This is a genomic window from Brevundimonas sp. M1A4_2e (genome assembly GCF_053345555.1).
The window spans coordinates 126,936-150,551 of sequence record NZ_JBKFAI010000004.1; the positions used below are offsets into that span (position 1 = coordinate 126,936).

Here is a 23,616-nt window from a genome sequence, read left to right on the forward strand (position 1 = left end):
TCTGCGAAACCACGCCCAGGGAGGTTCCATGCCGCCAGTCATCGCCATCCAGGGCCTGACCAAGACCTATAAGACCGGGCGCCAGGCGCTGAAGCAGCTGGACCTCGAAATCCGCAAGGGCGAGATCTTCGCCCTGCTGGGGCCGAACGGGGCGGGCAAGACGACGATGATCTCCATCGTCTGCGGCATCGTCACCCCGACCAGCGGGACCATCCTGGCCGACGGCCATGACATCCAGTCCGACTATCGCGCCGCCCGGGCCAAGATCGGCCTGGTGCCGCAAGAGCTGACGACCGACGCCTTCGAGACCGTCTGGGCCACCGTCACCTTCAGCCGCGGCCTGTTCGGCAAGCCGCCGAACCCGGCCCACATCGAGCGCATCCTTCGCGACCTCAGCCTGTGGGACAAGAAGGACGCCAAGATCATGACCCTGTCCGGCGGGATGAAGCGCCGCGTCATGATCGCCAAGGCCCTGAGCCACGAGCCCGACATCCTGTTTCTGGACGAGCCCACGGCGGGCGTCGACGTCGAGCTGCGCCGCGACATGTGGGCCCTGGTGCGTCGGCTGCGCGATCGCGGCGTGACCATCATCCTGACCACCCACTACATCGAGGAGGCTGAGGAGATGGCCGACCGCGTCGGCGTCATCCTCGAGGGGGAGCTGATCCTGGTCGAGACGACCGCCGACCTGATGCGAAAGCTGGGCCGCAAGACCCTGACCCTGAACCTGCAGGAGCCGCTGGCCGCCCTGCCGGCCGAGCTGGCCGAGTGGCCGCTGGAGCTGAAGAACGGCGGCTGCGAACTGGAATACGTCTTCGATTCCCACGCCGAGAAGACGGGCGTGCCCTCCCTGCTGCGCCGCCTGTCGGACCTCGGCGTCGGCTTCAAGGACCTGAACACCCGCCAGAGGTCGCTGGAGGACATCTTCGTCAGCCTGGTCCACCGCGATCGCGAGGAGGAGGCGGCGTGATGCGTTTCAACGGCCACGGAGTCTGGGCCATCTACCGCTTCGAGATGGCCCGGTCGCTGCGCACCCTGTGGCAGTCGCTGGTGACGCCGGTCATCACGACCTCGCTCTATTTCGTCGTCTTCGGCGGCGCCATCGGCAGCCGCATGACCGAGGTGGACGGCGTCCCCTACGGCGCCTTCATCGTGCCGGGGCTGATCATGCTCAGCCTGTTCACCCAGTCGATCTTCAACGCCAGCTTCGGCATCTATTTTCCGAAGTTCACCGGCACCATCTACGAGATCCTGTCCGCCCCGGTGTCGTCGCTCGAGATCGTGCTGGCCTATGTCGGGGCGGCGGCGACCAAGTCGGCCGTCCTGGGGCTGATCATCCTGGCCACGGCGGCGCTGTTCGTGCCGCTGCACATCCTGCACCCCTTCTGGATGCTGGCTTTCCTGATCCTGATCTCGACCACCTTCGCCCTGTTCGGCTTCATCATCGGCGTCTGGGCGCAGAATTTCGAGCAGCTGCAGCTCGTGCCCATGCTGATCGTCACGCCCCTGACCTTCCTGGGCGGCGCCTTCTATTCGATTGAGATGCTGCCGGAGGGCTGGCGCACGGTCGCCCTGTTCAATCCGGTGGTCTATCTGATCTCGGGCTTCCGCTGGGCCTTCTACGGCGTGGGCGACGTCAGCGTTCAGGCCAGCCTTCTGGCCACGCTGGGCTTCTTCTTCGCCTGTCTGGCGGCGGTGGGCTGGATCTTCAAGACCGGCTATCGTCTGAAGAACTGAAGGCCACGAAAGCGCCGAACTCGGCGCTCACCGTCCTGGCCCTCAAACGCCTTTTCGACCTGATGCGCGCTCGCCTGAGCGCCGGAGACCGAATGTCCGACGCCGACGACAAGACCCCATCGACCGACAACCCGGCGCCGGACGCCGCGCCGCGCGCTTCAGCCCCGTTCCGGCGGGGCCAGATCACCTGGGGCCGCCCGCCCCAGGCCCCCTTCCACGTCGGCCCCCTGCCGCGCGACGAAGGCCTGGCCCGCCTGACCGCCATGCCGCCGCATCCCAAACCGGCGCAGCCAAAGCCTGCCCAGCCCCAGCGTGCCCAGCCTCAGCCCGCAAAGCCGACGCCCCCAGTGTCCGCGCCCCGTCCCTCGGGCGTCTTCAGCGGGTCGATGGTGCCGCGTCGCCAGCCCGCCCCGGCCGGCGCTCCCCAGCCTGCCGCTCCTCAACCGAGCGCGCCTCGACCGGCCGCGCCCCAACCCGCCGTGTCCCGGCCGAGCGTCGCCGCCCGGCCGGCCCCGCCGCCCGCGCCGCGTCCGGCGGCTGAGGCGTTCGCTCAACCGACGCCCGCCGCCCCGATGTCTGCTGCTGCGCCGTCTTCCGCGCCGCAGCCCGCAACGCGCGCGCCCCAACCGGTCGAGCCGGTCGCTGCGCCGCTGGCCTCGTCTTCAACCAAGCCCCGCTCGCGCTGGCCGCTCTATGTCGGCGTCGCGGCGGCGGCCGTTCTGGTTCCCGTGGCGGTCTGGCTGCTGGCCCGCTCCGGCGCGCAGGACGCCGCCGTCGAGGCGCCCGCCGCCGCGCCAGCCCCGGTGGTCGAAACCCCCGCCGCGCCGGTTGAAACGCCTGCGCCCGCGCCGACCGTCGCCGAGGCGCCCGCCGCCGTTGCGGCCGCTCCCGCGCCTTCACGCAACGTCAGCCCCGCGTCCGCGCGCCCGGCGCTGGTCCCGGCTCGCCCGACGACAAGGGCGCCCGCGCCCTCTGCCCCGTCGCCGGCCATCCCTGCGCCCACGGCTCAGCCGCCCGCCGCTACGCCTGCGCCGATCGTGGTGACGCCGCCTGCCGCGCCAGCGCCATCTGCCGCGCCGGCGCCATCCGCCGCGCCTGCGCCGTCTGCGGCGCAGCCGGACGCTCCGGTCCGGTCAGAGGGCCCGCCGCCGACCCAGGCCCGCCCGGCCCAGACCGACCCCAACGCCCCGATCGTCACCCGGCCCCAAAAGCTGGACTGATCAGCGCGCCAGCGGCGGCGCCGTCTGCTCGGCCAGCGGCGGCACGCGGGTGTCGCGCCGCACGCTGTCGGGCATGAAGTCGGGATCAAAGGCGCCGCGCGGCGTCTCAGCGCCTATGTGAATGTACTGGGTGCCATAGATCTGCGGCCGTCCGATGCGCTGCAGATAGCGGTCCAGGCTGGCCGCCGCGATCCAGGCGGCGTCCTGATGACCTTGCGCCAGGGCGGCGGTCGCCAGCACATGGGCCTTCAGGATGTCGTCCGCCTCGCGGCTGTGGTGGAAGATGAAGGCCGCGCGATAGTAGTCGGCGCCCGACCGGATCTCGCCGCGTTCCAGCATGGCTCGGGTCTCGGCCAGACGTTCGGCGTCGGCCATGCCCTCAAGCAGGTCGAGATGATGGTCCTGACGCGCCTTCTGATCGGCGTCGAACAGGGCGGTCAGGGCCGGATTGTCGGCCCGGACCGCTGGCGGATCCTCAGCGCGACCCTCAGGACCGCAACCGGACAGAAGCAGCGCCGCCGCTGCCAGGGGGATCAGGCGTTTCATGCCCCTCGATAAGGGGAACGGTCACGCTTGGCGCAAGGGCAGATACCCGCGTTCCACCATGCGGCGCAGGCCGTCATAGGCCTCGCTCAGTTCGTCATAGGCGGTGCGGGCGGCGGTCAGGCGGGCGACCTGATCGGGCGTCGCCGGGGCGCCGGATTCCGCCAGGCGCACGGCCTCGGCCCCCCACCGCGCCCGCGCCTGGGCCGTCAGCACGGCCAGCTTCTGAAAGGCGGCGACGTCGACCTGGCTCAAAGCATGGCCGATCAGTTCGCGGTTGGCGACATAGGCGGCGTAGTCGATCTGATCCAGCAGGCCGCGCAGGCGGCGTTGCTCCTGCGGCTCCATGTCCTCGGGCAAGAAGTGGTCGCTGGAACGGCGGCGGGACTGGGTCAGCATGGTCGACATGACGGCCTCGGACGAAACAGCGATCCGCAGCCTGACCCCGTTTTGGTTAACCGGTCGTTTGCACGCCCCGTTGCGCGTCCTGCTGAACGCCCCTGGGGGCCAGCTTCAGCCGCTCGCGGTCCGGCGCGCCCAGACCGCGCGGGCAGCGCATCGGCCGATAGTCCTTGGAATAGCAGAGCCGCGCCTCGCGGAACCAGCCGTCGGTGGTGGCGATGAAGACCCCGTCGCGCGGGAAGCCCGGATTGGCCGCGACAAAGGCGTCGCGGATGGCCCCGGCGGTCAGGCGCTGGGCCGGAATGGCCTCCAGGTCCGGCTTGTTCAGCCCGTCCCACATCTTCGCGGCCTGCGCGAAATAGGCCTCGGGGCTGTCCCAGCCGCAGGTGCCGTGCGCCGCCCACTCATGCTGTTGCAGGCTGGGCGAGGGGATCATGCAGAAATGCCGCCGCACCGTCTCGACCGCAATGGCCGGGCCGGGCGCGGCGCAATAGCGCGGGTGCTTGTTGTCCGCCCCATTGGGCCACAGGCCGTGCAGGGTCAGGCCGAACTGATTGGCCGCGCATTGATAGCGGGCGTCGGGATAGTCCTTGCCGCTGCGGCAGGCCTGCGGCGACCAGCTGACCGCCAGCATGTTGAAGGCGACCGCCACGTCGGCGGCGACCTCGTCCTGCGGAATGCGATAGGGGCGCGCCGGGCGCAGGTCGTCCGGCACGTCGCAGACGGCGCCCGCGACCTGGGTCGGTTCAGGCTCGGCTCCGGTCGAGACGGTGCAGGCGCCCAGCAGGAGCGTCAGGGCGGCTAAGGCGAAGGGAATGCGCATGGCTCACCCGTAAACCCTGCGTGATCCTCGGCCAAGGCGGAACCCGCGCACGGCCCCGGCCATTGATAAGCGTAAGCATAAGAGGATGAGTCCATGCCCGATCAAGACGCCTTTGAAGTCGCTCTGGAAGAGGCCATCGCCCTGTTTGAACAAGGCGAAAACATGAATCAGGCGCGGTTCGACGAACTGATCGCCGAACTGGAGGCGCGCCGCCCCGCCCTTCACGCCGTGGCCGAGGACGACCCCCGCGCCGAACGCGCCCGTGAGCTGGAGCGCCGCGCCGCCGAGCTTGAGCATCGCGCCGCCCAGGGCCACGGCCAGATGGACGAGGTCAACAGCCTGCTGTCGCCCCTGATGGGCAAAAAGTCGGAGACCTGATCCTGCCGAAGACGCCGTCATCCCGGCGAGCCGGGACCGCCCCAAGCGCCGCCGTCAGAGCGTGCGGCGGTCCCGAACAGCCCGGGCTGGCGGCCAGGCCGCCTATCGACAGGCCGCGACGCAGGCCCGCGCCAGCACCTCGGCGGAATCGATCAGCGGCGCGCTGACATCGGCCTGATCCAGCAGCAGCGGCACCTCGGTGCAGCCGCCGATCACAGCCTCGGCGCCTGCCGCGATCAGGGCCTGCGCCAGATCGCGCATGGCCGCGCGCTGATCGGGGCCGACCTCGCCCGCCTTCACCGCGAACACCACCTGCATGAACCGTTCGCCCTCGGCGGGGGAGGGGGCGACCATCGCCAGCCCCTCGGCGGCCAAAGCCTCGGCATAGAGCCGCATCCCGCCCGGCGTGGCCAGCACCCCGACCCGCCGCGTCCCGGTCCCGGCCGCCGCCCTGGCCGTTTCCGCCACCATGTCGATGAAGGGCAGGCCCGCCGCGCGGATGGCGCCCGCATGGGCGTGGGCCGTATTGCACGGCATGGCCAGCACCTGCGCCCCCGCCGTCTTCAGCGCCTGCGCCATTTCGCCCAGCGCCCGCCCCGCCGCCTCGGGCTGGGTGTGACGGTTCGGGACCTGCGGATTGATGTCGGCGATGACGCGGATGTGGTCTTCATCGACGCTGGCCGGCGTCAGCGCCTGAACCCGCGCCAGAAAGGCCACCGTCGCGGCCGGCCCCATGCCCCCCAGCACCCCCAGAACCTTGCTCATGTCGATCTCCCGGCGGCGCGTCCGCCTCCACGCGGCTCTCATGCGAGCGGAAGGCGTGCAAGGTAAAGCCCGGCTGCGCCGGACAGCTCTAAAGAATCATCGATCTCTATTGACTAACCGATGATTACATTGTTCGACGTGGCGCTATCTGTCGAAGGTCAAGTGCGATGAAGTTCCTTGCCGGTCTCGCCTTCGGGCTCTTGCTGTCCCTGGCTACGACTGCCGTCGCGGCCCCCCAGGCGGACCTGGCGATCGGGATCTCTTCCAGTCCGGCGTCGCCCGAGCCGGGCGACCGGATCACCTATACGATCGCCGTCACCAATTACGGCCCGGCTGCAGCTGCGAATGTGGTGACTACCCATACGCTGTCGCCTCATCTGATCTGGGTAAGCGCCACCGGCGGGTGCGTGGGACACCAGTCCGGCTCCATCATTCAGTGTTCGGGGGCGCTTTCGCCTGGGAGTCAGGTCACCTACACCGTCGTTACGTCGCTGTCGTCGAGCGCGTCGCTTGGCGACGATATTGTCGACGTCGCGTCAGTGACCTCCGATACGCCAGATTCTAATCCAGTCAACAACTCGGCGTCTTTGACCAGGACAATCGGCGCCGTAGTCCCCCCGCCTGCGCCCGTTCCGACCCTGACCGAATGGGCCATGATCCTGCTGGGCGGCCTCTTGGCGGGCGGCGCTGTGCTGCAACTGGAGCGCCGCCGACGCGCCGTCTGAAGCGGCGGGCCCACAAAAATGATTATTGTTCGATAAAGCGCGTTAACAGGCGACCGGCGGCGGAACCAACCTCGCGGTCGGGGGTTCAGCAATCGGACCCGTCGGACGCCCCCCCAACCCCGACGCAGTCTGCGGCGGCCCGGCCTTAACGCCCCCCCGACTGAGAAGCCGGGCCGCCCCCTCTCTTCCCCTTGCCGCTGCTTCGCCGCCTTCAGGCCGCCTCACCGCGCGACACCGAAAACTCAGCGTTCGTCATTTTTCTTGTCGCCGAACCTAGCTTGGCCGTTGACCCCGCTGCACCTGCATGAGACCCGTTCGGCGTTGTTGTTGGGTGGGGCGTATGCGTTGTTCTGGACTGCTTTTTGCGGGCCTGCTTTCTGTGGCTGCGACGACCGCCGCCGCCCAGAGCGCTGATCTGGCCGTCACCATAACCGATTTCCGAAGCCAGAGATTAAGCGGCGGATTCTCGGACTACAGCATCACAGTCAGCAATTTGGGCCCTGATGCCGCGAGCAATGTCGTCCTGACCAACGCCCTGCCGAGCACCCTAGCGCGGCTGAATTTAGACTCGCCCGCGTACGGGACCTGTTCTGCAGGCGCGTATAACGTTCCAGGCGAGACAATCGTCTGCAACATACCCACCTTAGCGGCTGGGCAAACAGCCTACTTCAGATTTGAAACCCTCCTGTCCGGTTCGGCGACCGGTACGGTGTCCAATACCGTGACGGTGTCTTCGGACACGCCTGATCCCAACCCTGCCGACAACGCGGCCACTGACACCGACATCATTGTCGGCGCCCCTGCCGCAGTCCCCACCCTGACCGAATGGGCGCTGATCCTGTTCGGCAGTCTTTTGGCGGGCGGAGCGGCCCTGCACCTGCACCGCGGCCGTCAGGCCGCGTAAGAATTCCCACTGGTTGCCCTCGCCGTTGGGGCAGGCTAACCTGCGCATGTTCTCCGGGGGGTCGCGATCGAGCGGCTGAGATTGGCGTAGGCGCCTGACCCGTCGAACCTGATCCGGGTCATGCCGGCGAAGGGACGAGTTCACCGCTTTCGACGCCCGAAGTCCGGCGCCCGAAGGCGCTCATACCGCGCCGGCGGACCTCTTCTCGCAGGAGGCCGCCACAATGAATATCCACGTCACCGACACCCAAACGCCGACCGAGGCTCAAGCAGCAAGCGACCGCGTCGCGAGCGATAGCCTCCCTCTCAGCGAAGCGCGCCAACAAGTCGCCGCCGAGCACGGCACCATCCCCACCGGCCCCCGCGCGGGCGGCCGCAAGGTCTATGTCGCGGGCGAGCTCTTCCCCGACATCCGCGTCCCCTTCCGCGAGGTCGCCGTCCACCCGTCCGCCAATGAGCCGCCGGTGACGATGTATGACTCATCCGGCCCCTACACCGACCCGGCCGTGACCATCGACATCAATAAGGGCCTGCCCAAGGTCAAATCCAGCTGGCAGCTGGATCGCGGCGACATCGCCCCCGTCGCCAACCCGCGCGAGGTCAAACCCGAGGACAACGGCCACGCGTCGGGCAAGCACCTGGCCCCCCGCTTCGACACCTCCAACCATCAGGTGTTCAAGGGCGTCGAGGGCCGCCCCGTCACCCAATACGAATACGCCAAGGCCGGCATCATCACGCCCGAGATGGAATACGTCGCCATCCGCGAGAACCTGCGCCGCGAGCAGAACGCGCCTTGCATCCGCGACGGCGAAGACTTCGGCGCCTCGATCCCCGACTTCGTCACGCCCGAGTTCGTGCGTCAGGAGATCGCCCGCGGCCGCGCCATCATCCCGCACAATATCAACCACCCCGAAGTCGAGCCGATGATCATCGGCCGCAACTTCTTGGTGAAGATCAACGCCAACATCGGCAACTCGGCCGTCCTCTCCTCCGTCGACGACGAGGTGGACAAGCTGGTCTGGGCCACCCGCTGGGGCGCCGACAACGTCATGGACCTGTCGACCGGCCGCAACATCCACAACATCCGCGACTGGATCATCCGCAACTCGTCCGTGCCCATCGGCACCGTGCCCATCTATCAGGCGCTAGAGAAGGTGAACGGCGTCGCCGAGGATCTGACGTGGGAGGTGTTCCGCGACACCCTGATCGAACAGGCGGAACAGGGCGTGGACTACTTCACCATCCACGCGGGCGTGCGCCTGCCCTTTGTGCCGATGACGGCCAAGCGCGTGACGGGCATCGTTTCGCGCGGCGGCTCCATCATGGCCAAGTGGTGCCTGGCCCACCACAAGGAGAGCTTCCTCTACGAGCACTTCGAGGACATCTGCGACATCATGCGCGCCTATGATGTCAGCTTCTCGCTGGGCGACGGCCTGCGCCCCGGCTCCATCGCCGACGCCAATGACGAGGCCCAGTTCGCCGAGCTGCGCACCCTGGGCGAACTGACCAAGATCGCCTGGGCCAAGGGCTGCCAGGTCATGATCGAAGGCCCCGGCCACGTGCCGATGCACAAGATCAAGGCCAACATGGATGAGCAGCTCAAGCACTGCCACGAGGCGCCCTTCTATACCTTGGGCCCGCTGACCACCGACATCGCCCCCGGCTATGACCACATCACCTCGGCCATCGGCGCGGCCATGATCGGCTGGTTCGGCACGGCCATGCTCTGCTACGTCACGCCCAAGGAGCACCTGGGCCTGCCCGACCGTCAGGACGTCAAGGACGGCGTCATCACCTACAAGATCGCCGCCCACGCCGCCGACCTGGCCAAGGGCCACCCCGGCGCCCGCGCCCACGACGACGCCCTCTCCAGAGCCCGCTTCGAGTTCCGCTGGGAAGACCAGTTCAACCTCTCCCTGGACCCCGAGACCGCCCGCAAATTCCACGACGAGACCCTGCCCAAGGAGGCCCACAAGACCGCCCACTTCTGCTCCATGTGCGGCCCCAAATTCTGCAGCATGAAGATCAGCCAGGACATCCGCGACGCCGCCAAGGCCCAGAACGACGCGGGCGCCAGCCTGACGGATGCCGAGGCGGGCATGGCCGAGATGAGCGCGAAGTTCCGGGCCGGGGGCGGGGAGATCGAGGTGAAGGTTTAACCGCTCGGCCCAGCTCGGCGCAGGCCGAGATCAGGACTTTGGACGCGAGGCGGCTTCTGTAGCCTCGCGTTCGATCCCCTGCACAACAGCCTTGGCAAGGCCTGATCCGTCAGTCGGTATACGGCTCGTCGCGATCACCAAAGGATCCGGCCACTCCGAAGTGGGCTTGACGATGAAGGTGGATGTTTATTCGCGCGGCAGCCGATGATGCCTGACCGCGAATGGCATCGGGCACGCCATGAGCAGTCCCTTCGATCATATATGTCCCCCAGATGTTCAATCCGGAAGGCCACATGCCGTCGGAGACGGCACGCCTCGCCACGTCGTCGAAGTCCTCGCCATCTTCGCTTCGGAAACTAATCCATTCCCGAGTCATAGGAACGTCAATCCGTGGGGGGATTGTGCCCATAGGTGTCGGCAATCGTGGCGGCCTAGTGCTTCCCCAATCCCCGTAGGTAATGACGACGGAGTTGTGGCGACGAACCAGGCTGTCGAACACCATCCGTTCGTATGCGGAGATTTCGTCCCTCGCCTTCTTCTTGAAGGCTTCCGGAAAGCTAGAACCCGCTACAACGATCTCGACCTCGGGATCGCCCTCTGCGAGGGTTTCGAGAATTCCGCTAGCCCAAAGCTCATGTCCGAGAAGGTCGGTGGACCAACCTAAATCCACAAAAATTACGGCATCCTTATAAGCCTCAAGAACGTGAGGCACTAACAGCGTTGGTTGAGCGCAGAAATCACGTTGAACACGCAACACTACGCCGCGATCAAGGCGCTCCACATGTTCAAGCTGACGGGCGAGGTCGGGCAAAAACCCGTCGGTCAGTTGAAGCACAGGAATTGCAGCCTCAACTCCCTCGACCTCTGCATAGTAATTCGCATACCCGTCCGACGAGTCGAAAAGGCTGTCAAATTCGGCGGCTGCTGGTTTCTCCGAGCTGGAATTTCTTTTGAATGGGTCGATATCGAGCGCAAATCGTCGCGTTCCAAAAGCTGCAGAAACCTTCTCCCACGTTTTCGAGAGATGTTTCGCGTTCGGCCAAGGTCGCCCCACAACAAGTGGGAACAGCAAGTCCTTTGTCGGCTCAGGCAGTCGCTCAAGCGCTTTAATTTCCGCCACGCGCGCATGGAGGATTGGACAGTAGGTCTTTCCAGCCAGCATCCAGAATTTCCGTTACGACAGCCCGAGTCGCACTCTCATAGCAGGAAGAGATACCTTGAATATATAAGCAAGCTGCTTAGCAGTCTCTTCGTCTGCAATGCCTCCCAATGCAGCCAGTTCTTTTCTAACTGCGTCCATAGGCATAACTATATCTGCCGCTAGCCGATTGGCTTCCGCTTCCTTTCTGGAGGTAAGCGCGGAACGATACATCACACTATCCACCACTCCTGATCGGATATCCGATTTATGGAGCAGAAAATGCGCGATCTCGTGAGCTAACGTAAAGCGCTGCCTCTCGGGTACTTCGTACTTGTTGACCCTAATTTCATACCCCCCGCCGCCAGACTGAGAGGGCTGTATCATCCCGGAAATCTTTGGAGGCAGAGGAGATCGAAAAACTTCGATCCCCAAATTTTGAGCCAACTTACCTACTTTAACGGGGTGCTCTGAGATAGCGTTGCGTACCGCCTCTGCTTCGTCAGGTGAAATTCTCGACCACAGATCATTATTCATTCACCGTCCTCCTTTTTTTCGGCGTCGGCGTCAGCTTCAAAATCTGTATCGATCCTCATAACACCTTCAAACATTGCGCGATCTTTTTGCTCAACGAACATTTGGTGCAGAGGCTGACCTTCCCGGAATCCATCCGTAAGAATAGACTTAACCTCAGTAGCGACCTTACCATTTATTGAATTCCAGCCAATGTAGGCCAAAATCGCAATAAAAAACGCTAGTAGCGCCATAATAAGAGAAATAGCAGTCAGCATTACCGATATAAAATCGGCATAAGAAATCGTGTAACTGCTAGCGCCGAGCCCACGGGACATTGCGCCACCGACGAGTCCTGCCGAAAGGCAAAGAAACGCCATGCCTATCCAGAATCCGACCGGTGGCACCTTCTTTTTCATAGCGTCGTCACCGTGGAACAAAACAAGAACATTGTCAATCTGATGTAGTCATAGGACGTGTTCAGTGAGGTTGTCCAACGCACCAAGTCGATAGTAATTCGGACATCCCGTCCGATCCTGACGCACCCGTCCTTCATCCTCCGCCTTTCAGGCAGGAGGCGGCGCCATGGACGATCAGGCTTCGGGCGGGCGGGAGAAGGTCTGGCCCGAGAAGGATTGGCCCGAGAAGGATTGGCATGAGGAGGCGCCGCGCATCATCGCCTCCGGCCGGTGGGAGCAGGACGAGTACGGCGACACCACCTACATCCCCGACCATGTGCGGCCCTCGACCGCCGAGCGGGCCGAGGCGCCCCCGCCAAACGACGATGACGCCCCGCGCGGCCATGACGACGAAGACCCGGCGCCGCGGGACGGCTATCGCGTCCGCTCCGAGGCGACCTGGGCGGCGGCGCGGCGCGACTATCTGGCCGGTGATACGGCCGAGGCCGTCTGCGACCGCTACGGGCTGAAGCTGGGGACGCTGCGGTCCCGCGCTGCGCGCGAGGGCTGGCGCCGCTGCGATGCGGGCGACCCCGATCCCTGGCCTGACGACGATGATCCGGTCGAGGAGGCGGCGGACGCCCCCGATCTGGCGGCGATGGCGGCTCAGGCCCTGATGCGGCTGAACCGGGCGGTGCGGCGCGGCCGGGCGGCCGAGGCGGCGTCGTGGCTGCGCACCTGGCGGGCGCTGACCGACCCGGCCCTGCTGGCCGCCGCCGAGCCGGAAAGCCCGCCGCCTGCGCCCGAACCGGACCCGCTCGACACGCTGGAAGCCGACATGAAGGCGGTCGCCGCCGTCGCCCGCGACGCCGCCCGCCTGGCCCCCGACGACCTGCTCGGCCGCCGCGCCGTCGAGGCCCGCCTCGCCGTCCTCAGCGCCCGCCTCGCGCGGGAAGAGAGGGCGGCGATTGCAGAGGATTCAGACGAATTGGACTCTGTTTTTTCCAACCCTTCTCCCCTTGAGGGAGAAGGTGGCCCGTAAGGGCCGGATGAGGGGTGTCGGCGCGACATGACGCGCCTTCTCTCCCTCGGGCTCATTGGAAAACGGGGCGCTCACACCCCTCATCCGTCCGGCTCCGCCTGCCACCTTCTCCCTCAAGGGGAGAAGGGCCTTAGGCCTTGCCCGCGATCTCGCGCAGGGCGTTGACGAACACCTGCGTCGGCTGGCCGCCGGAGATCAGATATTTGTCCTCCACCACCACGGCGGGGACGGAGGTGATGCCCCGCGCGCGCCACAGGGCCTGACTGTTGCGGACCTCCTGCATGTAGCGGCCGGAGGCCAGCACCTCGGCGGCCTCGGCGCGGTCCAGCCCGGCGGCCTCGGCGGCCTCGGTCAGGACGCCGGCGTCCGAGACGTTGCGGCCTTGCGTGAAGTGGGCGGCGAACAGGGCGTGTTTCAGCGCCGCCTGCTTGTCCGGCGCGGTCAGACCGGCCCAGTGCAGCAGGCGGTGGGCGTCGAAGGTGTTCCACATGCGGCTGTCGTCGCGGAAGTTCATCTCGACCCCGACCTCGGCGGCGCGGGCGGTGATGGCGGCGCGGTTGGCGGCCGACTGTTCGGGGGTGGAGCCGTATTTGCGGGCCAGATGCTCGCCCATGTTCTCGCCCTCGGGGGCGATGTCGGGGTTCAGCTCGAACGGCTGGAAGGCGATGTCGGCGGCGATCCCTTCGCCCTCCAGACGCTCCAAAGCCTGTTCGAGCCCGCCCAGCCCCACGGCGCACCAGGGGCACATGACGTCGGAGACGAAGTCGATCTTCAGCGGCTTGGGGGCGGGCGCGGTCATGGCGGCGGCTTTCGGAAACAGGAGGTGTCGCCGGGGATATGGGCGCGGCGAAGAAGGAGGCAAGCGCGCTTCTCGCGCCGGGGCAGAAGGATTACACAGCGCGCATGAGCGAACTCACCCCTCCCGTCGTCGTCCTCGACAAGTCCCAGATGGCCGACAATATCGGCGCGGTCGCCCGCGTCATGGCCAATTTCGGCCTGTCCGAGCTGCGCCTGGTCAGCCCGCGCGACGGCTGGCCCCAGGAGCGCGCCTGGGCCACGGCGTCCGGCGCCGACTGGGTGCTGGACGGGGTCAAGGTGTTCGACAGCGTGGCTGAGGCCATCGCCGATCTGCACACCGTCTTCGCCACCACCGCCCGCCCGCGCGAGACGCGCCAGCCGGTGCGCACCCCGCGTGAGAGCGCCCGCATCCTGTATGACGACACGGCCTCGGGCCTGAAGACCGGCCTGCTGTTCGGCGGCGAGCGGGCGGGGCTGGAGACGGGCGACATCGCCCTGTGCGCCGGGATCACGACGATTCCGATCGACCCGAAGCACCACTCGCTGAACCTGGCGCAGGCGGTGGCGATCAACGCCTATGAGTGGCGCACCCTGATCCTGGACGCCCCGCCGCCGCGTTTCCGCGAGGGCGAGCCGCCCGCGTCGAACGACCTGCTGCTGGGGATGTACGAGCATCTGGAGGCGGAGCTGGACAACGGCGGCTTCTTCTATCCGCCCGAGAAGAAGCGCTCGATGAGCCAGAACCTGCGCGTCATGCTGGGCCGCGCCGCCTTCACCGAACAGGAGGTCGCCACCATGCGCGGCGCCATCCACGCCCTGGCCAAGGGACGCGGCCGGGTGCTGGCCAAGCTGGCGGCGGAGAAGGCGGCGGAGGCGAAGAAGGGGGAGTGAAGCTCGCCCTCGTCTATCCCCTGGCGGCCCTGGCCGAGATCGGCGGCTGCTTCGCCTTCTGGGTCTGGCTGAAGCTGGATCGCTCGCCGTGGTGGCTGGCGCCGGGCGTGCTCAGCCTGATCGCCTTCGCCTGGCTGCTGACGCTTGTGCCGGCCGAGGCGGCGGGGCGGGCGTTCGCGGCCTATGGCGGGGTCTATATAGTGGCGTCGCTGGCGTGGATGGCGCTGGTCGAGAAGACGACGCCGGACCGCTGGGACCTCATCGGCGGCGCGGTCTGCCTGTTCGGCGCCGCAGTCATCCTGTTCGGGCCGAGGGCTTAGAGCGCGTCGAAGAAGGCGGGCACGGTCTCGCTGGCGGGGCCATAGACGCCCTCATCGAACAGGCGCGCGCCTTGCGTCGGCTCCAGATTGATCTCCACCGTCCGCGCTCCGGCCATGCGCGCCAGCTGGACAAAGCCCGCCGCCGGATAGACCGCGCCCGAGGTGCCGATGGAGACGAACAGGTCGCAGCGCGCCAGCGCCCGCTCGATCCGCTCCATCTCCAGCGGGATTTCGCCGAACCAGACAATGTGCGGGCGCAAGGTGCCGCGCGGGTGATGGGGCGAGGCGTGGGCGGGCTCCAGATCGCCGGCCCAGTCGCAGACGACGCCGGACGCCGTGCAGCGCGCCTTCTTCAGCTCGCCGTGCATGTGGATCAGCTCGAAGCCTGCTGCCGGCGGCGTCTCGGCATGCGCGCGGTCGTGCAGGTCGTCGACATTCTGCGTCACCAGCAGGAAGTCGCCCGCCCACCGCGCCGCCAGATCGGCCAGGGCCCGGTGCGCGGCGTTGGGCTGCACGCTCGCCAGCTGGCGCCGGCGCTGGTTGTAGAAGTCCTGCACCAGGGCCGGGTCCGCGGCGAAGCCCTCGGGCGTCGCCACCGCCTCGACGCGATGCCCCTCCCACAGGCCGTCCGAGGCGCGGAAGGTCGGCACGCCGCTCTCGGCCGAGACGCCGGCGCCGGTCAGGACGACAAGGTTCATGCGGGGCTCCTTTGGGCGAGACTTTCGTGCAGCCAGTCGATCATGGCGCGGACCTTGGGCGGGACGTGGCGGGGGTGGGGGTGGACGGCCCAGACGCCTTCGTCGGGCGGGCGGGCTTCGTCCAGCAGGGAGAAGAGGGCGCCCGACGCCAAAGCCTCGGCGACGTAGAAGTCGGGCAGCTGGCACAGGCCCAGCCCTTGCAGCGCCGCGTCCAGCACCGCCGCGCCGGAGTTGCAGCGCCAGCGGCCGGTGGGGCGAAGGCTGACCTCGCGTCCGGCCTCGGTGAAGCGCCAGTGCTCGGCCGAGCCGATCAGGCCGTCGTGGCTGGCGATCTCGGACAGGTCGCGCGGGGCGCCGCGCCGCGCCAGATAGTCGGGGCTGGCGCACAGGATCAGCCGCCGCGAGGCCAGCCGCCGCGCCATCAGCCGGGAGTCGGTCAGGTGGCCGAAGCGCACCGCCAGATCATAGCCGTCGCCGACCAGGTCGCGCAGGCGGTTGTCCAGATCCAGCTCGATGCGCAGTTCCGGGTTCTGGCGTGCGAAGGCGTTGACGGCGGGGGCGATGAACCGCTCGCCATAGGAGACCGAACAGGTCATGCGCAGCAGGCCGCGCGGGGCCTGATCGTCGGGCTGGACGGCGGCCAGGGCCTCGTCGCGTTCGTCGATCAGGCGGCGGCAGCGGGCCAGGAAGTCGCGGCCTGCGTCGGTCAGCTCGACCCGGCGGGTGGTGCGGTGAAGCAGGCGCGTCTGCAGCCGATCCTCCAGCCGCGCGATCTCGCGGCTGACGGCCGAGGTCGACAGGCTAAGACGCCGGGCCGCGGCCGAGAAGCTGGCCTGTTCGGCGACAGCGGTGAATTCGTCGATCCCGTCCCAGCGGCTCATGGGGATGTTGGATCAGGATTGTTGCTCAACAGCAATAATGTTTTGCCGTTGTCGCCGTTTCGACCCAGCCGCAACGGGCGTAGTAAGGTCGTCAATCGTCACCTCTCCCGCCTTAGTCCCTGAAGCAGCGAGCGACCGCGTCGCGAGCGATAGGGACGTCCGAAGGACCCAACATCATGAAAACCCGCGCCGCCGTCGCCTTCGAAGCCAAACGCCCGCTCGAGATCGTCGAGGTCGACCTGGAAGGTCCGCGCGCCGGCGAGGTGCTGGTCGAGATCAAGGCGACGGGCGTCTGCCACACCGACGCCTATACGCTGGACGGCCTGGATTCCGAGGGCATCTTCCCGTCGATCCTCGGCCACGAGGGCGCGGGCGTGGTGGTGGAGGTGGGCGCAGGCGTGACCTCGGTCGAGGTCGGCGATCACGTGATCCCGCTGTACACGCCGGAATGCCGCCAGTGTAAGTCGTGCCTGTCGCGCAAGACCAACCTGTGCACCTCGATCCGCGCCACCCAGGGCAAGGGCCTGATGCCCGACGGCACCAGCCGCTTCAGCTACAAGGGCCAGTCGATCGCGCACTACATGGGCTGCTCGACCTTCTCGAACTATACGGTGCTGCCGGAAATCGCTCTGGCCAAGATCCGCAAGGACGCGCCGTTCGATAAGGCCTGCTACGTCGGCTGCGGCGTGACCACGGGCGTGGGCGCCGTGACCAACACCGCCAAGGTGACGCCGGGCTCCAACTGCGTGGTTTTCGGCCTGGGCGGCATCGGCCTGAACGTCATCCAGGGTCTGAAGATGGTCGGCGCCGACAAGATCATCGGCGTGGACATCAATAACGACAAGGAAGAGTGGGGCCGTCGCTTCGGCATGACGGACTTCATCAATCCGAAGAACGTCTCCGACGTGGTGGCCGAGGTGGTGCGCCTGACCGACGGCGGCGCCGACTACACCTTCGACTGCACCGGCAACACCGACGTCATGCGCCAGGCGCTGGAATCCTGCCACCGCGGCTGGGGCGAGAGCATCATCATTGGCGTGGCCGAGGCGGGCAAGGAGATCGCGACCCGTCCGTTCCAGCTGGTCACCGGCCGCGTCTGGAAGGGCTCGGCCTTCGGCGGCGCGCGCGGCCGCACCGACACGCCCAAGATCGTCGACTGGTACATGGACGGCAAGATCGAGATCGACCCGATGATCACCCACACCTTCGCCCTGGAAGACATCAACAAGGCCTTCGACCTGATGCACGAAGGTAAGAGCATCCGTTCGGTCATCGTCTTCTAAAAGAGCGTTGCCAAACGAAACTAAGGCCGCCTAGCTTGCGGCTCCCGGTCAGCCGGCCGGGAGCACAATCGGGAGAAGACCATGTTCACGCACGTCACCCTGGGGGCCAACGATCTCGAGGCTTCGCACAAGTTTTATGACGCCGTGCTGGGCGCCTTGGGCCACCCGCCGGGCACGCTGAGCGAAGCGCCGATGCCGGGCGTCTGGTATATGACGCCGCGCGGAATGCTGGGCGTGGTCAAGCCGCGCGACGGTCAGGCGGCCTGTCACGCCAACGGCGGCACCATCGGCTTTGCGGCGGCCAGTCCCGAGGCGGTCGTCGCCTTCGCCGAGGCCGGAGTGGCGGCGGGCGGCGTGGCGATCGAGGATCCGGCCGGCCCGCGCAACAGCCCCTTCGGCGTGCTGCACCTGGCCTATCTGCGCGATCCGGCGGGCAACAAGATCTGCGCCGTTCACCGGCCGGGCTGAGGGCTGAAGCGATGAAGACCAGGGCGGCTATCGCGTCGATCATGAGCGTTGCGGCGATCGCGGCGCTGGCCGCCTGCACGCCGCGCGGGGGCGAGACGCCGCCCCCGGCCGAAGCGTCCGCGCCGGCCTGGGTCCGCAAGCAGGTGGTGCTCTATCTGCCCGACCGCCTGATGAAGGCGCGGATCGAGGTTTCCGACCTCTCGCCCTATCTTCTGCGCGTTGAGGAGGCGGTCAGCGCCGCCGCCACGGCCCAGCCGACGCAAACGGGCGCCTCGGGCATGATGCTGCTGATGATCAAACCGGGCGAACGCTCCAGGGCCTGGGTCGTCACCGGCGAGCCGCCGATGCAGCCGGAGGTCGTCGCGGCTCTGACGGCCGCGGCCGAGGCCGTGAAGGCGCCGCCCGTGCGCCAAGGGCCGATCCTGGTGGGTCTGCAGTTCGACGCCTGGGGCGGCGGCGCCCCGCCCGAAGGCGCGGTCGCCCCGATCCCGCGCGACTGGTACGCGCATTTCTCCGAGGACGGCGGCGTCCTCGACGACGACTTCATGGCCAAGGTCTGGCCGGACTGATCTTCAGGAGTAGAGCTTATGGAAACGGTCAAGAGCCACGTCGTTCACGGCGGGACGCTGCGCTATCTGAAGCACGACAGCGCGACGACGGGCACGCCCATGACGCTGTCGGTCTTTGTGCCTGCTGGCGAGGGGCCGTTCCCGGTCCTGATCTGGCTGTCGGGGCTGACCTGCACCGAGGACAACTTCACCACCAAGGCGGGCGCCTATAAGGCCGCCGCCGAACACGGCGTCATCATCGTCGCGCCCGACACTTCGCCGCGCGGCGAAGGCGTGGCCGACGACGCCGCCTATGACCTGGGGCAGGGCGCAGGCTTCTATGTCGATGCGACGCAAGCGCCGTGGGCGCCGCATTTCCGCATGGAAAGCTATGTCACGGGCGAGCTGATCGAGCTGATCGACGCCCAGTTCCCGACGACGAAGACGCGCTCGATCTTCGGCCATTCGATGGGCGGGCACGGGGCGCTGACGCTGGCGCTGCGTCATCCGGAACTGTTCACGTCGGTGTCGGCCTTTGCGCCGATCTCGTCGCCGACGCGCTGCCCCTGGGGCGAGAAGGCCTTTACCGCCTATCTGGGCGAGGATCGGACGCAATGGGCCAAGCATGACGCGGCCCTGCTGATCGAGGGCGGGGCGGCCCAAGGTGCAGATGGAAAGCGCGTGTTCGACGACATCCTGGTGGACCAGGGCGACGCCGATACCTTCCTGACCGATCAGTTGAAGCCGGAGCTGCTGACGGCGGCGGCGCAAAAGGCCGGTCAGGGGCTGACCCTGCGGATGCAGCCGGGCTATGACCACTCCTACTTCTTCATGGCCAGCTTCGTGGACGACCATGTGGCCTTCCACGCCAAGCGGCTGAAAGCCTGAGTAAAATGACCGACGCCGCCCCCGATTTCGATTCCATGTTCGCGGACCTGTGCAATCAGGTCGGCTTCTGCCTGCATGAAAAGGGGCAGAAGAAGGTGATCGCCGCCCTGCCCAAGGGGCTGGACGCCGCCGTGCGCGCCGTCTTCGCCGCCGAGGGCGTGGACGAGCCGAACGCGCCGGGCGACCTGAAGCGCGCCGTGCGCGACTGCATCAAGGCCCACGTGACGCGCTGAGCGCGCTTTTGCACGACGAATGACGCAGACTTAACCCGCGAGGCGACGATCAAACCTTGCGGGCGGCCATCGCTTCGCTAGCATCCCGGCCCATCGCTTTTGGGAGGAAGCTCATGATGGATCGCCGCCGCCTGCTGATGTCGGTCGCCGCGGGGGGAGCGCTGGCCGCTGTCGGCCCGGTTCGCGCCCTTGCCCATGGCGCTGCGGCGCAGACCGCTTCGGCCGACTTCAACGCCCTGATGAACCGGATCGCGCAGGAGATGCTCCTGACGGATCCGGAATCCCTGACCATGCTGGGCATGGACCGGGGCGAACACGCCGACGCCCGCTTCAAGCTGAGCGACCGCAGCCAGGCCAAGGTCGAGGCCGACAAGGTCAAGTTCGTCGCCGCCATGAAGGACATGGCGGCCATCGACCGCAACGCCCTGCCGGCCAAGGAGCAGATCTATCACGACTCCCTGACCTTCTTCGGCGAGACGGTGATGGAAGGCTACGCCTTCCCCTATGGCGGCGGGATGTACCCCTCGCCCTATACGGTCAGCCAGCTGGGCGGCTCGTACCAGCAGATCCCGGACTTCCTCGACAGCCAGCACCGCATCGAGGCGGCGGATGACGCCGAGGCCTATCTGTCGCGCCTGTCGGACTTCGCCCGCAGTCTGGATGACGAGCGCGAGCGGATGCAGATCGACTACGCCGCCGGGGCCGTGCCGCCGGACTTCGTCATCGACCGCACCCTGACGCAGATGGGCGCCATCACCGGCACGGCCGTGGCCGACTCGGTCATGAGCCAGTCGATCGCGCGCCGTACGGCCGAGAAGAACATCCCCGGCGACTGGGCCGCACGGGCGCAGACGATCCTGACGCGAGAGGTCTATCCGGCCATCCAACGCCAGGCCGACGCCCTGAAGGCGGTGCGCGCGGGCGCGACGCACGACGGCGGCGTGTGGCGTCTGCCGGACGGCGAGGCCTACTATCGCTATGGGCTGAAGAACTACACCACTTCCTCGATGACGCCGGACGAGGTGCATCAGATGGGGCTGGACCAGGTGGCCGAGATCTCGGCCCGCGCCGACGGCCTGTTGAAGGCGCAAGGGTTGACGCAAGGCACGGTCGGCCAGCGCATCGCCGCCCTCGGCAAGGATCCGCGCTTCGTCTATCCGAACACGGACGAGGCCAAGGAAGAGTTGCTGAAGGAGTTGAACGTCCAGATGGCGGCCATGCAGGCCCGCATGCCGGACTATTTCGGCCGCCTGCCCAAGTCGCCCTGCGACATCCGTCGCGTGCCCAAGGCCATCGAGGCCGGGGCGCCGGGCGGCTACTACATGGCGCCGGCGCTGGATGGGTCGCGGCCGGGCGCCTACTACATCAATCTGCGCGACACGGCGGAGTGGCCCAAGTGGACCTTGCCGACCCTGACCTATCACGAGGCCGTGCCGGGCCATCACTTCCAGATCGCCCTGCAGATGGAGCAGCCGGACACCCCGCTGCTGATGAAGGTCATGGGCTTCTCGGCCTATTCCGAGGGCTGGGGCCTGTATTCGGAGCAGTTGGCGGACGAGATCGGCGCCTATGAGAACGATCCCTTTGGCCAGATCGGCTACCTGCAATCCTTGATGTTCCGCGCCGCGCGTCTGGTCGTGGACTCGGGTCTGCACCACAAGCGCTGGAGCCGCGAACAGGGCATCCGCTACATGGTCGATACGCTGGGCGATCAGGAATCCAGCATCGCCACCGAGGTCGAGCGCTACTGCGTCTGGCCGGGGCAGGCGTCCAGCTACAAGGTCGGCCACACCACCTGGGTCAAGCTGCGCGAAGACGCCAAACGGCGCCTGGGACCGCGCTTCGACATCAAGGGCTTCCATGACACGGGCCTGGCTCTGGGCGGCGTGCCGCTGACGGTGCTGGAGCGGACCATGAACGCCTGGACGCCGGTCTGACGAAGGCCTGATTCCCGGACGCGCCGGTCCTTCATTGAGCGTGAGTGTGGAGCAACGCCCGGCGCGGCGCGGCTCTTTTTGGGGGGAGTACCTGAATGATCAATCGCCGCAATCTCTTGCTGAGCGCCGCTGCGACCGCCGCCGCAGCGCCCATGCTGGCCCAGTGCGCCGCCGCCGCCGCCAGCGACGCCGATGCGCGCCTGAACGCCCTGCTGGACGGCTGGTTCGAAGCCGACATCGACGAGGCGCCCGAGCGCGCCACCAACCTGGGTCTGGACAAGGACGCCCGCGCGGGCCTGTCGTCCAAACTCAGCAAGGCCGGGCCGGACGCCATCCGCAAGGATCGCGAGAAGGCGATCAAACGCTGGGACGAACTGAAGGCGTTCGATCAGAAGGGCCTGTCCGAAGCCGGGGCGCTGAACTACGCCATCGCCGCCTTCGGGCGCGAGACGTCGGCCCAGACGGCGCGCTTCGACTATGGCGCGGGGCCGGGCCGTCCGTCGCCCTATGTCGTGACCCAGCTGTCGGGCGCCTATTTCTCGACGCCCGACTTCATGGACAACCAGCACCGCATCGAGGACGCGGCCGGCGCCGACGCCTTCCTGTCGCGGCTGGAGGCCTTTGCGGGCGTGCTGGACGGCGAGACGGACAAGATCAAGGAAGACGCCGGTCTGGGCGTGATCGCGCCAGACTTCATCATCGACCGGATGCTGCCGCAGATCCGCGCCCTGCGCGACACGCCCGCCGCCGACATGGCCATGATCCAGTCGCTGGTCCGCAAGGCAGGGGCGCTGAACCTGTCGGGCTATGACGCGCGCGCCGCCGCCCTGGTGGACGAGAAGGTCAAACCGGCCCTGGCCCGCCAGATCGAGGCGCTGGAAGCGGTCCGTCCCAAGGCCGTTCACGACGCGGGCGTGTGGCGCCTGCCGGACGGCGAGGCCTTCTACGCCGCCGGGCTGAAGTCGAACACCACGACCACCCTGTCGGCCAAGGAAATCCACGCCATGGGCGTCGAACAGGTGGCCGAGATCACCGCCGAGATTGACGCCATCCTGAAGTCTCAGGGCATGACCCAGGGCACGGTCGGCGAACGGGTTCAGGCGCTGAACAAGGACCCGGCCCAGCTGTTCCCCAACACCGATGCGGGCAAGGAAGAGCTGCTGAAGTGGCTGAACGAACAGGTCGCGGCGCTTGAACCGAAACTGCCCGCCGTCTTCGGCCGCCTGCCCAAGACCCACGTCGAGGTGCGCCGCGTGCCGGTGTCGATCCAGTCGGGCGCGCCGGGCGGATACTATCAGGGGCCGCCGCTGGATGGCTCGCGTCCGGGCGCCTACTACATCAACCTGCGCGACAGCGGGAACTGGCCGAAGTTCGCCCTGCCGACCCTGACCTATCACGAGGCCTCGCCGGGTCACCACCTGCAGGTGGCGCTGCAACGCGAGTCGGGCGAACTGCCGCAATGGCGCCGCGCGGGCGGCTTCTCGGCCTTCAACGAGGGCTGGGCGCTGTACGCCGAGGCGGTGGCGGCCAATGATCTGGACGCCTATGCCACCGATCCGCTGGGTCGCGTCGGCTTCCTGATGTCCTATCTGTTCCGTGCGGTGCGTCTGGTGGTCGACACCGGCATCCACTCCGAGCGCTGGAGCCGTGAACGGGCGGTCGAATACATGGCGGCCTCCGGGGCCAAGCCGCTGGACGCCTCGAACAGCGAGATCAACCGCTACTGCGTCTGGCCGGGCCAGGCCTGCGCCTACAAGGTCGGTCACACCGTCATCGCCCGCCTGCGCGAGGAAGCCCAAGCCAAGGACGGCTTCGACCTGCGCGCCTTCCACGACAAGGTGCTGGGCGACGGCTCCATGCCGCTGGCGGTGCTGGAAGGACGGATGCGCGGCTAACCGCCTTCCAGAAACAAGAAGGGCCGGAGG

Annotated in this window: 27 protein-coding genes and 1 riboswitch; of the genes, 17 read left to right on the forward strand and 10 right to left on the reverse strand. The window is 67.3% G+C overall.

From position 1 onward, the window contains the following. The first annotated feature begins 28 nt into the window (after window positions 1-28). The 3 genes from ACLBV5_RS10000 to ACLBV5_RS10010 all read left to right on the forward strand — a co-directional run bounded on the left by ACLBV5_RS10000 (window position 29) and on the right by ACLBV5_RS10010 (window position 2,957). Entirely contained in the window at window positions 29-970 is a 942-nt protein-coding gene (locus ACLBV5_RS10000) for an ABC transporter ATP-binding protein (protein WP_025977719.1), read from the forward strand. Beyond that, complete coding sequence (locus tag ACLBV5_RS10005; protein ID WP_025977718.1) at window positions 970-1,737, forward strand: ABC transporter permease; 768 nt, start codon at window positions 970-972, stop codon at window positions 1,735-1,737. Before ACLBV5_RS10000 ends, ACLBV5_RS10005 begins: the two co-directional genes overlap by 1 nt. Window positions 1,738-1,829: 92 nt before the next feature. Then, entirely contained in the window at window positions 1,830-2,957 is a 1,128-nt protein-coding gene (locus tag ACLBV5_RS10010) for a hypothetical protein (RefSeq protein WP_447605589.1), read from the forward strand. Here the strand turns inward: ACLBV5_RS10010 and ACLBV5_RS10015 are convergent, their stop codons facing one another. The 3 genes from ACLBV5_RS10015 to ACLBV5_RS10025 are packed head-to-tail and all read right to left on the reverse strand — an operon-like array spanning window position 2,958 to window position 4,725. Next, window positions 2,958-3,503 (reverse strand): hypothetical protein, encoded by a 546-nt coding sequence (locus tag ACLBV5_RS10015; protein ID WP_447605590.1) that lies wholly within the window; start codon window positions 3,501-3,503, stop codon window positions 2,958-2,960. A 21-nt stretch (window positions 3,504-3,524) separates the two neighbouring features. Next, window positions 3,525-3,908 (reverse strand): hypothetical protein, encoded by a 384-nt coding sequence (locus tag ACLBV5_RS10020; RefSeq protein WP_447605591.1) that lies wholly within the window; start codon window positions 3,906-3,908, stop codon window positions 3,525-3,527. Window positions 3,909-3,954: 46 nt separating this feature from the next. Further along, a complete protein-coding gene (locus ACLBV5_RS10025; protein WP_447605592.1) occupies window positions 3,955-4,725 on the reverse strand; it encodes a ribonuclease T2 family protein in 771 nt (256 codons plus the stop codon). 93 nt (window positions 4,726-4,818) lie between these two features. Here ACLBV5_RS10025 and ACLBV5_RS10030 point away from each other — a divergent pair, with 93 nt between their 5' ends. After that, window positions 4,819-5,103, forward strand: coding sequence for a hypothetical protein (locus ACLBV5_RS10030; protein WP_025976860.1), 285 nt, complete (start codon window positions 4,819-4,821; stop codon window positions 5,101-5,103). A 102-nt stretch (window positions 5,104-5,205) separates the two neighbouring features. On the opposite strand, the gene ACLBV5_RS10035 is transcribed toward ACLBV5_RS10030, so the two are convergent. After that, window positions 5,206-5,868, reverse strand: coding sequence for an aspartate/glutamate racemase family protein (locus ACLBV5_RS10035; RefSeq protein WP_447605593.1), 663 nt, complete (start codon window positions 5,866-5,868; stop codon window positions 5,206-5,208). A gap of 167 nt (window positions 5,869-6,035) precedes the next feature. Here ACLBV5_RS10035 and ACLBV5_RS10040 point away from each other — a divergent pair, with 167 nt between their 5' ends. The 3 genes from ACLBV5_RS10040 (at window position 6,036) to thiC (ending at window position 9,655) form a co-directional block, all read left to right on the forward strand. Then, window positions 6,036-6,593, forward strand: a complete 558-nt coding sequence (locus tag ACLBV5_RS10040) for a DUF11 domain-containing protein (RefSeq protein WP_447605594.1) — start codon at window positions 6,036-6,038, stop codon at window positions 6,591-6,593. Window positions 6,594-6,933: 340 nt separating this feature from the next. Then, complete coding sequence (locus ACLBV5_RS10045) at window positions 6,934-7,497, forward strand: IPTL-CTERM sorting domain-containing protein (protein ID WP_447605595.1); 564 nt, start codon at window positions 6,934-6,936, stop codon at window positions 7,495-7,497. A 44-nt stretch (window positions 7,498-7,541) separates the two neighbouring features. Then, window positions 7,542-7,650: riboswitch (TPP riboswitch) on the forward strand. Window positions 7,651-7,720: 70 nt separating this feature from the next. Further along, window positions 7,721-9,655: a phosphomethylpyrimidine synthase ThiC gene (thiC, locus tag ACLBV5_RS10050; protein ID WP_447605596.1), complete on the forward strand. Its 1,935-nt coding sequence runs from the start codon at window positions 7,721-7,723 to the stop codon at window positions 9,653-9,655. 109 nt (window positions 9,656-9,764) lie between these two features. Here the strand turns inward: thiC and ACLBV5_RS10055 are convergent, their stop codons facing one another. The 3 genes from ACLBV5_RS10055 to ACLBV5_RS10065 are packed head-to-tail and all read right to left on the reverse strand — an operon-like array spanning window position 9,765 to window position 11,725. Then, window positions 9,765-10,817: a beta family protein gene (locus tag ACLBV5_RS10055; RefSeq protein WP_447605597.1), complete on the reverse strand. Its 1,053-nt coding sequence runs from the start codon at window positions 10,815-10,817 to the stop codon at window positions 9,765-9,767. Between the two features lie 12 nt (window positions 10,818-10,829). Next, entirely contained in the window at window positions 10,830-11,330 is a 501-nt protein-coding gene (locus ACLBV5_RS10060) for an ImmA/IrrE family metallo-endopeptidase (protein ID WP_447605598.1), read from the reverse strand. Beyond that, entirely contained in the window at window positions 11,327-11,725 is a 399-nt protein-coding gene (locus tag ACLBV5_RS10065; protein ID WP_447605599.1) for a hypothetical protein, read from the reverse strand. The genes ACLBV5_RS10060 and ACLBV5_RS10065 overlap by 4 nt, the downstream gene beginning before the upstream one ends. A gap of 166 nt (window positions 11,726-11,891) precedes the next feature. On the opposite strand from ACLBV5_RS10065, the gene ACLBV5_RS10070 reads away from it, so the two are divergent. Continuing rightward, window positions 11,892-12,746 (forward strand): hypothetical protein, encoded by an 855-nt coding sequence (locus tag ACLBV5_RS10070; protein WP_447605600.1) that lies wholly within the window; start codon window positions 11,892-11,894, stop codon window positions 12,744-12,746. 130 nt (window positions 12,747-12,876) lie between these two features. Here ACLBV5_RS10070 and ACLBV5_RS10075 read toward each other — a convergent pair whose 3' ends face one another. After that, window positions 12,877-13,545: a DsbA family oxidoreductase gene (locus ACLBV5_RS10075; RefSeq protein ID WP_447605601.1), complete on the reverse strand. Its 669-nt coding sequence runs from the start codon at window positions 13,543-13,545 to the stop codon at window positions 12,877-12,879. Window positions 13,546-13,649: 104 nt separating this feature from the next. Between ACLBV5_RS10075 and ACLBV5_RS10080 the strand changes: the two genes are divergently transcribed. Continuing rightward, window positions 13,650-14,435, forward strand: coding sequence for an RNA methyltransferase (locus tag ACLBV5_RS10080; protein ID WP_134581593.1), 786 nt, complete (start codon window positions 13,650-13,652; stop codon window positions 14,433-14,435). Further along, window positions 14,432-14,755, forward strand: a complete 324-nt coding sequence (locus ACLBV5_RS10085) for a YnfA family protein (RefSeq protein ID WP_447605602.1) — start codon at window positions 14,432-14,434, stop codon at window positions 14,753-14,755. The genes ACLBV5_RS10080 and ACLBV5_RS10085 overlap by 4 nt, the downstream gene beginning before the upstream one ends. On the opposite strand, the gene ACLBV5_RS10090 is transcribed toward ACLBV5_RS10085, so the two are convergent. Together ACLBV5_RS10090 and ACLBV5_RS10095 are read right to left on the reverse strand one after the other, a co-directional pair. Beyond that, the gene (locus ACLBV5_RS10090; protein ID WP_447605603.1) at window positions 14,752-15,453 is read right to left on the reverse strand and encodes an NAD-dependent deacylase; all 702 of its coding nucleotides are present in this window, start codon (window positions 15,451-15,453) and stop codon (window positions 14,752-14,754) included. The genes ACLBV5_RS10085 and ACLBV5_RS10090 overlap by 4 nt on opposite strands. Next, the gene (locus ACLBV5_RS10095) at window positions 15,450-16,334 is read right to left on the reverse strand and encodes a LysR family transcriptional regulator (protein ID WP_447605604.1); all 885 of its coding nucleotides are present in this window, start codon (window positions 16,332-16,334) and stop codon (window positions 15,450-15,452) included. Before ACLBV5_RS10095 ends, ACLBV5_RS10090 begins: the two co-directional genes overlap by 4 nt. 176 nt (window positions 16,335-16,510) lie before the next feature. Here ACLBV5_RS10095 and ACLBV5_RS10100 point away from each other — a divergent pair, with 176 nt between their 5' ends. From ACLBV5_RS10100 to ACLBV5_RS10130, 7 genes are all read left to right on the forward strand, one after another. Beyond that, window positions 16,511-17,617: an S-(hydroxymethyl)glutathione dehydrogenase/class III alcohol dehydrogenase gene (locus tag ACLBV5_RS10100; protein WP_447605605.1), complete on the forward strand. Its 1,107-nt coding sequence runs from the start codon at window positions 16,511-16,513 to the stop codon at window positions 17,615-17,617. Window positions 17,618-17,698: 81 nt separating this feature from the next. Next, window positions 17,699-18,085 carry a VOC family protein gene (locus ACLBV5_RS10105; RefSeq protein ID WP_025977976.1) on the forward strand — a complete coding sequence of 129 codons (387 nt, stop codon included), beginning with the start codon at window positions 17,699-17,701 and terminating at the stop codon, window positions 18,083-18,085. 11 nt (window positions 18,086-18,096) lie between these two features. Next, entirely contained in the window at window positions 18,097-18,654 is a 558-nt protein-coding gene (locus ACLBV5_RS10110) for a hypothetical protein (RefSeq protein ID WP_447605606.1), read from the forward strand. Between the two features lie 18 nt (window positions 18,655-18,672). Further along, window positions 18,673-19,521 (forward strand): S-formylglutathione hydrolase, encoded by an 849-nt coding sequence (gene fghA, locus ACLBV5_RS10115; RefSeq protein ID WP_447605607.1) that lies wholly within the window; start codon window positions 18,673-18,675, stop codon window positions 19,519-19,521. Window positions 19,522-19,526: 5 nt separating this feature from the next. After that, entirely contained in the window at window positions 19,527-19,754 is a 228-nt protein-coding gene (locus ACLBV5_RS10120) for a hypothetical protein (RefSeq protein WP_025977973.1), read from the forward strand. A gap of 113 nt (window positions 19,755-19,867) precedes the next feature. After that, window positions 19,868-21,691 (forward strand): DUF885 domain-containing protein, encoded by a 1,824-nt coding sequence (locus tag ACLBV5_RS10125; protein WP_303705614.1) that lies wholly within the window; start codon window positions 19,868-19,870, stop codon window positions 21,689-21,691. 95 nt (window positions 21,692-21,786) lie between these two features. Further along, window positions 21,787-23,586, forward strand: a complete 1,800-nt coding sequence (locus ACLBV5_RS10130; RefSeq protein ID WP_447605608.1) for a DUF885 domain-containing protein — start codon at window positions 21,787-21,789, stop codon at window positions 23,584-23,586. Window positions 23,587-23,616 lie beyond the last annotated feature (30 nt).

Excerpts from the sequence above, each read along its gene's own strand:
- ACLBV5_RS10000 (WP_025977719.1), top strand. The coding sequence starts at position 29 with ATGCCGCCAGTCATCGCCATCCAGGGCCTGACCAAGACCTATAAGACC.
- ACLBV5_RS10005 (WP_025977718.1), top strand. The coding sequence starts at position 970 with ATGCGTTTCAACGGCCACGGAGTCTGGGCCATCTACCGCTTCGAGATG.
- ACLBV5_RS10010 (WP_447605589.1), top strand. The coding sequence starts at position 1,830 with ATGTCCGACGCCGACGACAAGACCCCATCGACCGACAACCCGGCGCCG.
- ACLBV5_RS10015 (WP_447605590.1), bottom strand. The coding sequence starts at position 3,503 with ATGAAACGCCTGATCCCCCTGGCAGCGGCGGCGCTGCTTCTGTCCGGT.
- ACLBV5_RS10020 (WP_447605591.1), bottom strand. The coding sequence starts at position 3,908 with ATGTCGACCATGCTGACCCAGTCCCGCCGCCGTTCCAGCGACCACTTC.
- ACLBV5_RS10025 (WP_447605592.1), bottom strand. The coding sequence starts at position 4,725 with ATGCGCATTCCCTTCGCCTTAGCCGCCCTGACGCTCCTGCTGGGCGCC.
- ACLBV5_RS10030 (WP_025976860.1), top strand. The coding sequence starts at position 4,819 with ATGCCCGATCAAGACGCCTTTGAAGTCGCTCTGGAAGAGGCCATCGCC.
- ACLBV5_RS10035 (WP_447605593.1), bottom strand. The coding sequence starts at position 5,868 with ATGAGCAAGGTTCTGGGGGTGCTGGGGGGCATGGGGCCGGCCGCGACG.
- ACLBV5_RS10040 (WP_447605594.1), top strand. The coding sequence starts at position 6,036 with ATGAAGTTCCTTGCCGGTCTCGCCTTCGGGCTCTTGCTGTCCCTGGCT.
- ACLBV5_RS10045 (WP_447605595.1), top strand. The coding sequence starts at position 6,934 with ATGCGTTGTTCTGGACTGCTTTTTGCGGGCCTGCTTTCTGTGGCTGCG.
- thiC (WP_447605596.1), top strand. The coding sequence starts at position 7,721 with ATGAATATCCACGTCACCGACACCCAAACGCCGACCGAGGCTCAAGCA.
- ACLBV5_RS10055 (WP_447605597.1), bottom strand. The coding sequence starts at position 10,817 with ATGCTGGCTGGAAAGACCTACTGTCCAATCCTCCATGCGCGCGTGGCG.
- ACLBV5_RS10060 (WP_447605598.1), bottom strand. The coding sequence starts at position 11,330 with ATGAATAATGATCTGTGGTCGAGAATTTCACCTGACGAAGCAGAGGCG.
- ACLBV5_RS10065 (WP_447605599.1), bottom strand. The coding sequence starts at position 11,725 with ATGAAAAAGAAGGTGCCACCGGTCGGATTCTGGATAGGCATGGCGTTT.
- ACLBV5_RS10070 (WP_447605600.1), top strand. The coding sequence starts at position 11,892 with ATGGACGATCAGGCTTCGGGCGGGCGGGAGAAGGTCTGGCCCGAGAAG.
- ACLBV5_RS10075 (WP_447605601.1), bottom strand. The coding sequence starts at position 13,545 with ATGACCGCGCCCGCCCCCAAGCCGCTGAAGATCGACTTCGTCTCCGAC.
- ACLBV5_RS10080 (WP_134581593.1), top strand. The coding sequence starts at position 13,650 with ATGAGCGAACTCACCCCTCCCGTCGTCGTCCTCGACAAGTCCCAGATG.
- ACLBV5_RS10090 (WP_447605603.1), bottom strand. The coding sequence starts at position 15,453 with ATGAACCTTGTCGTCCTGACCGGCGCCGGCGTCTCGGCCGAGAGCGGC.
- ACLBV5_RS10095 (WP_447605604.1), bottom strand. The coding sequence starts at position 16,334 with ATGAGCCGCTGGGACGGGATCGACGAATTCACCGCTGTCGCCGAACAG.
- ACLBV5_RS10100 (WP_447605605.1), top strand. The coding sequence starts at position 16,511 with ATGAAAACCCGCGCCGCCGTCGCCTTCGAAGCCAAACGCCCGCTCGAG.
- ACLBV5_RS10105 (WP_025977976.1), top strand. The coding sequence starts at position 17,699 with ATGTTCACGCACGTCACCCTGGGGGCCAACGATCTCGAGGCTTCGCAC.
- ACLBV5_RS10110 (WP_447605606.1), top strand. The coding sequence starts at position 18,097 with ATGAAGACCAGGGCGGCTATCGCGTCGATCATGAGCGTTGCGGCGATC.
- fghA (WP_447605607.1), top strand. The coding sequence starts at position 18,673 with ATGGAAACGGTCAAGAGCCACGTCGTTCACGGCGGGACGCTGCGCTAT.
- ACLBV5_RS10120 (WP_025977973.1), top strand. The coding sequence starts at position 19,527 with ATGACCGACGCCGCCCCCGATTTCGATTCCATGTTCGCGGACCTGTGC.
- ACLBV5_RS10125 (WP_303705614.1), top strand. The coding sequence starts at position 19,868 with ATGATGGATCGCCGCCGCCTGCTGATGTCGGTCGCCGCGGGGGGAGCG.
- ACLBV5_RS10130 (WP_447605608.1), top strand. The coding sequence starts at position 21,787 with ATGATCAATCGCCGCAATCTCTTGCTGAGCGCCGCTGCGACCGCCGCC.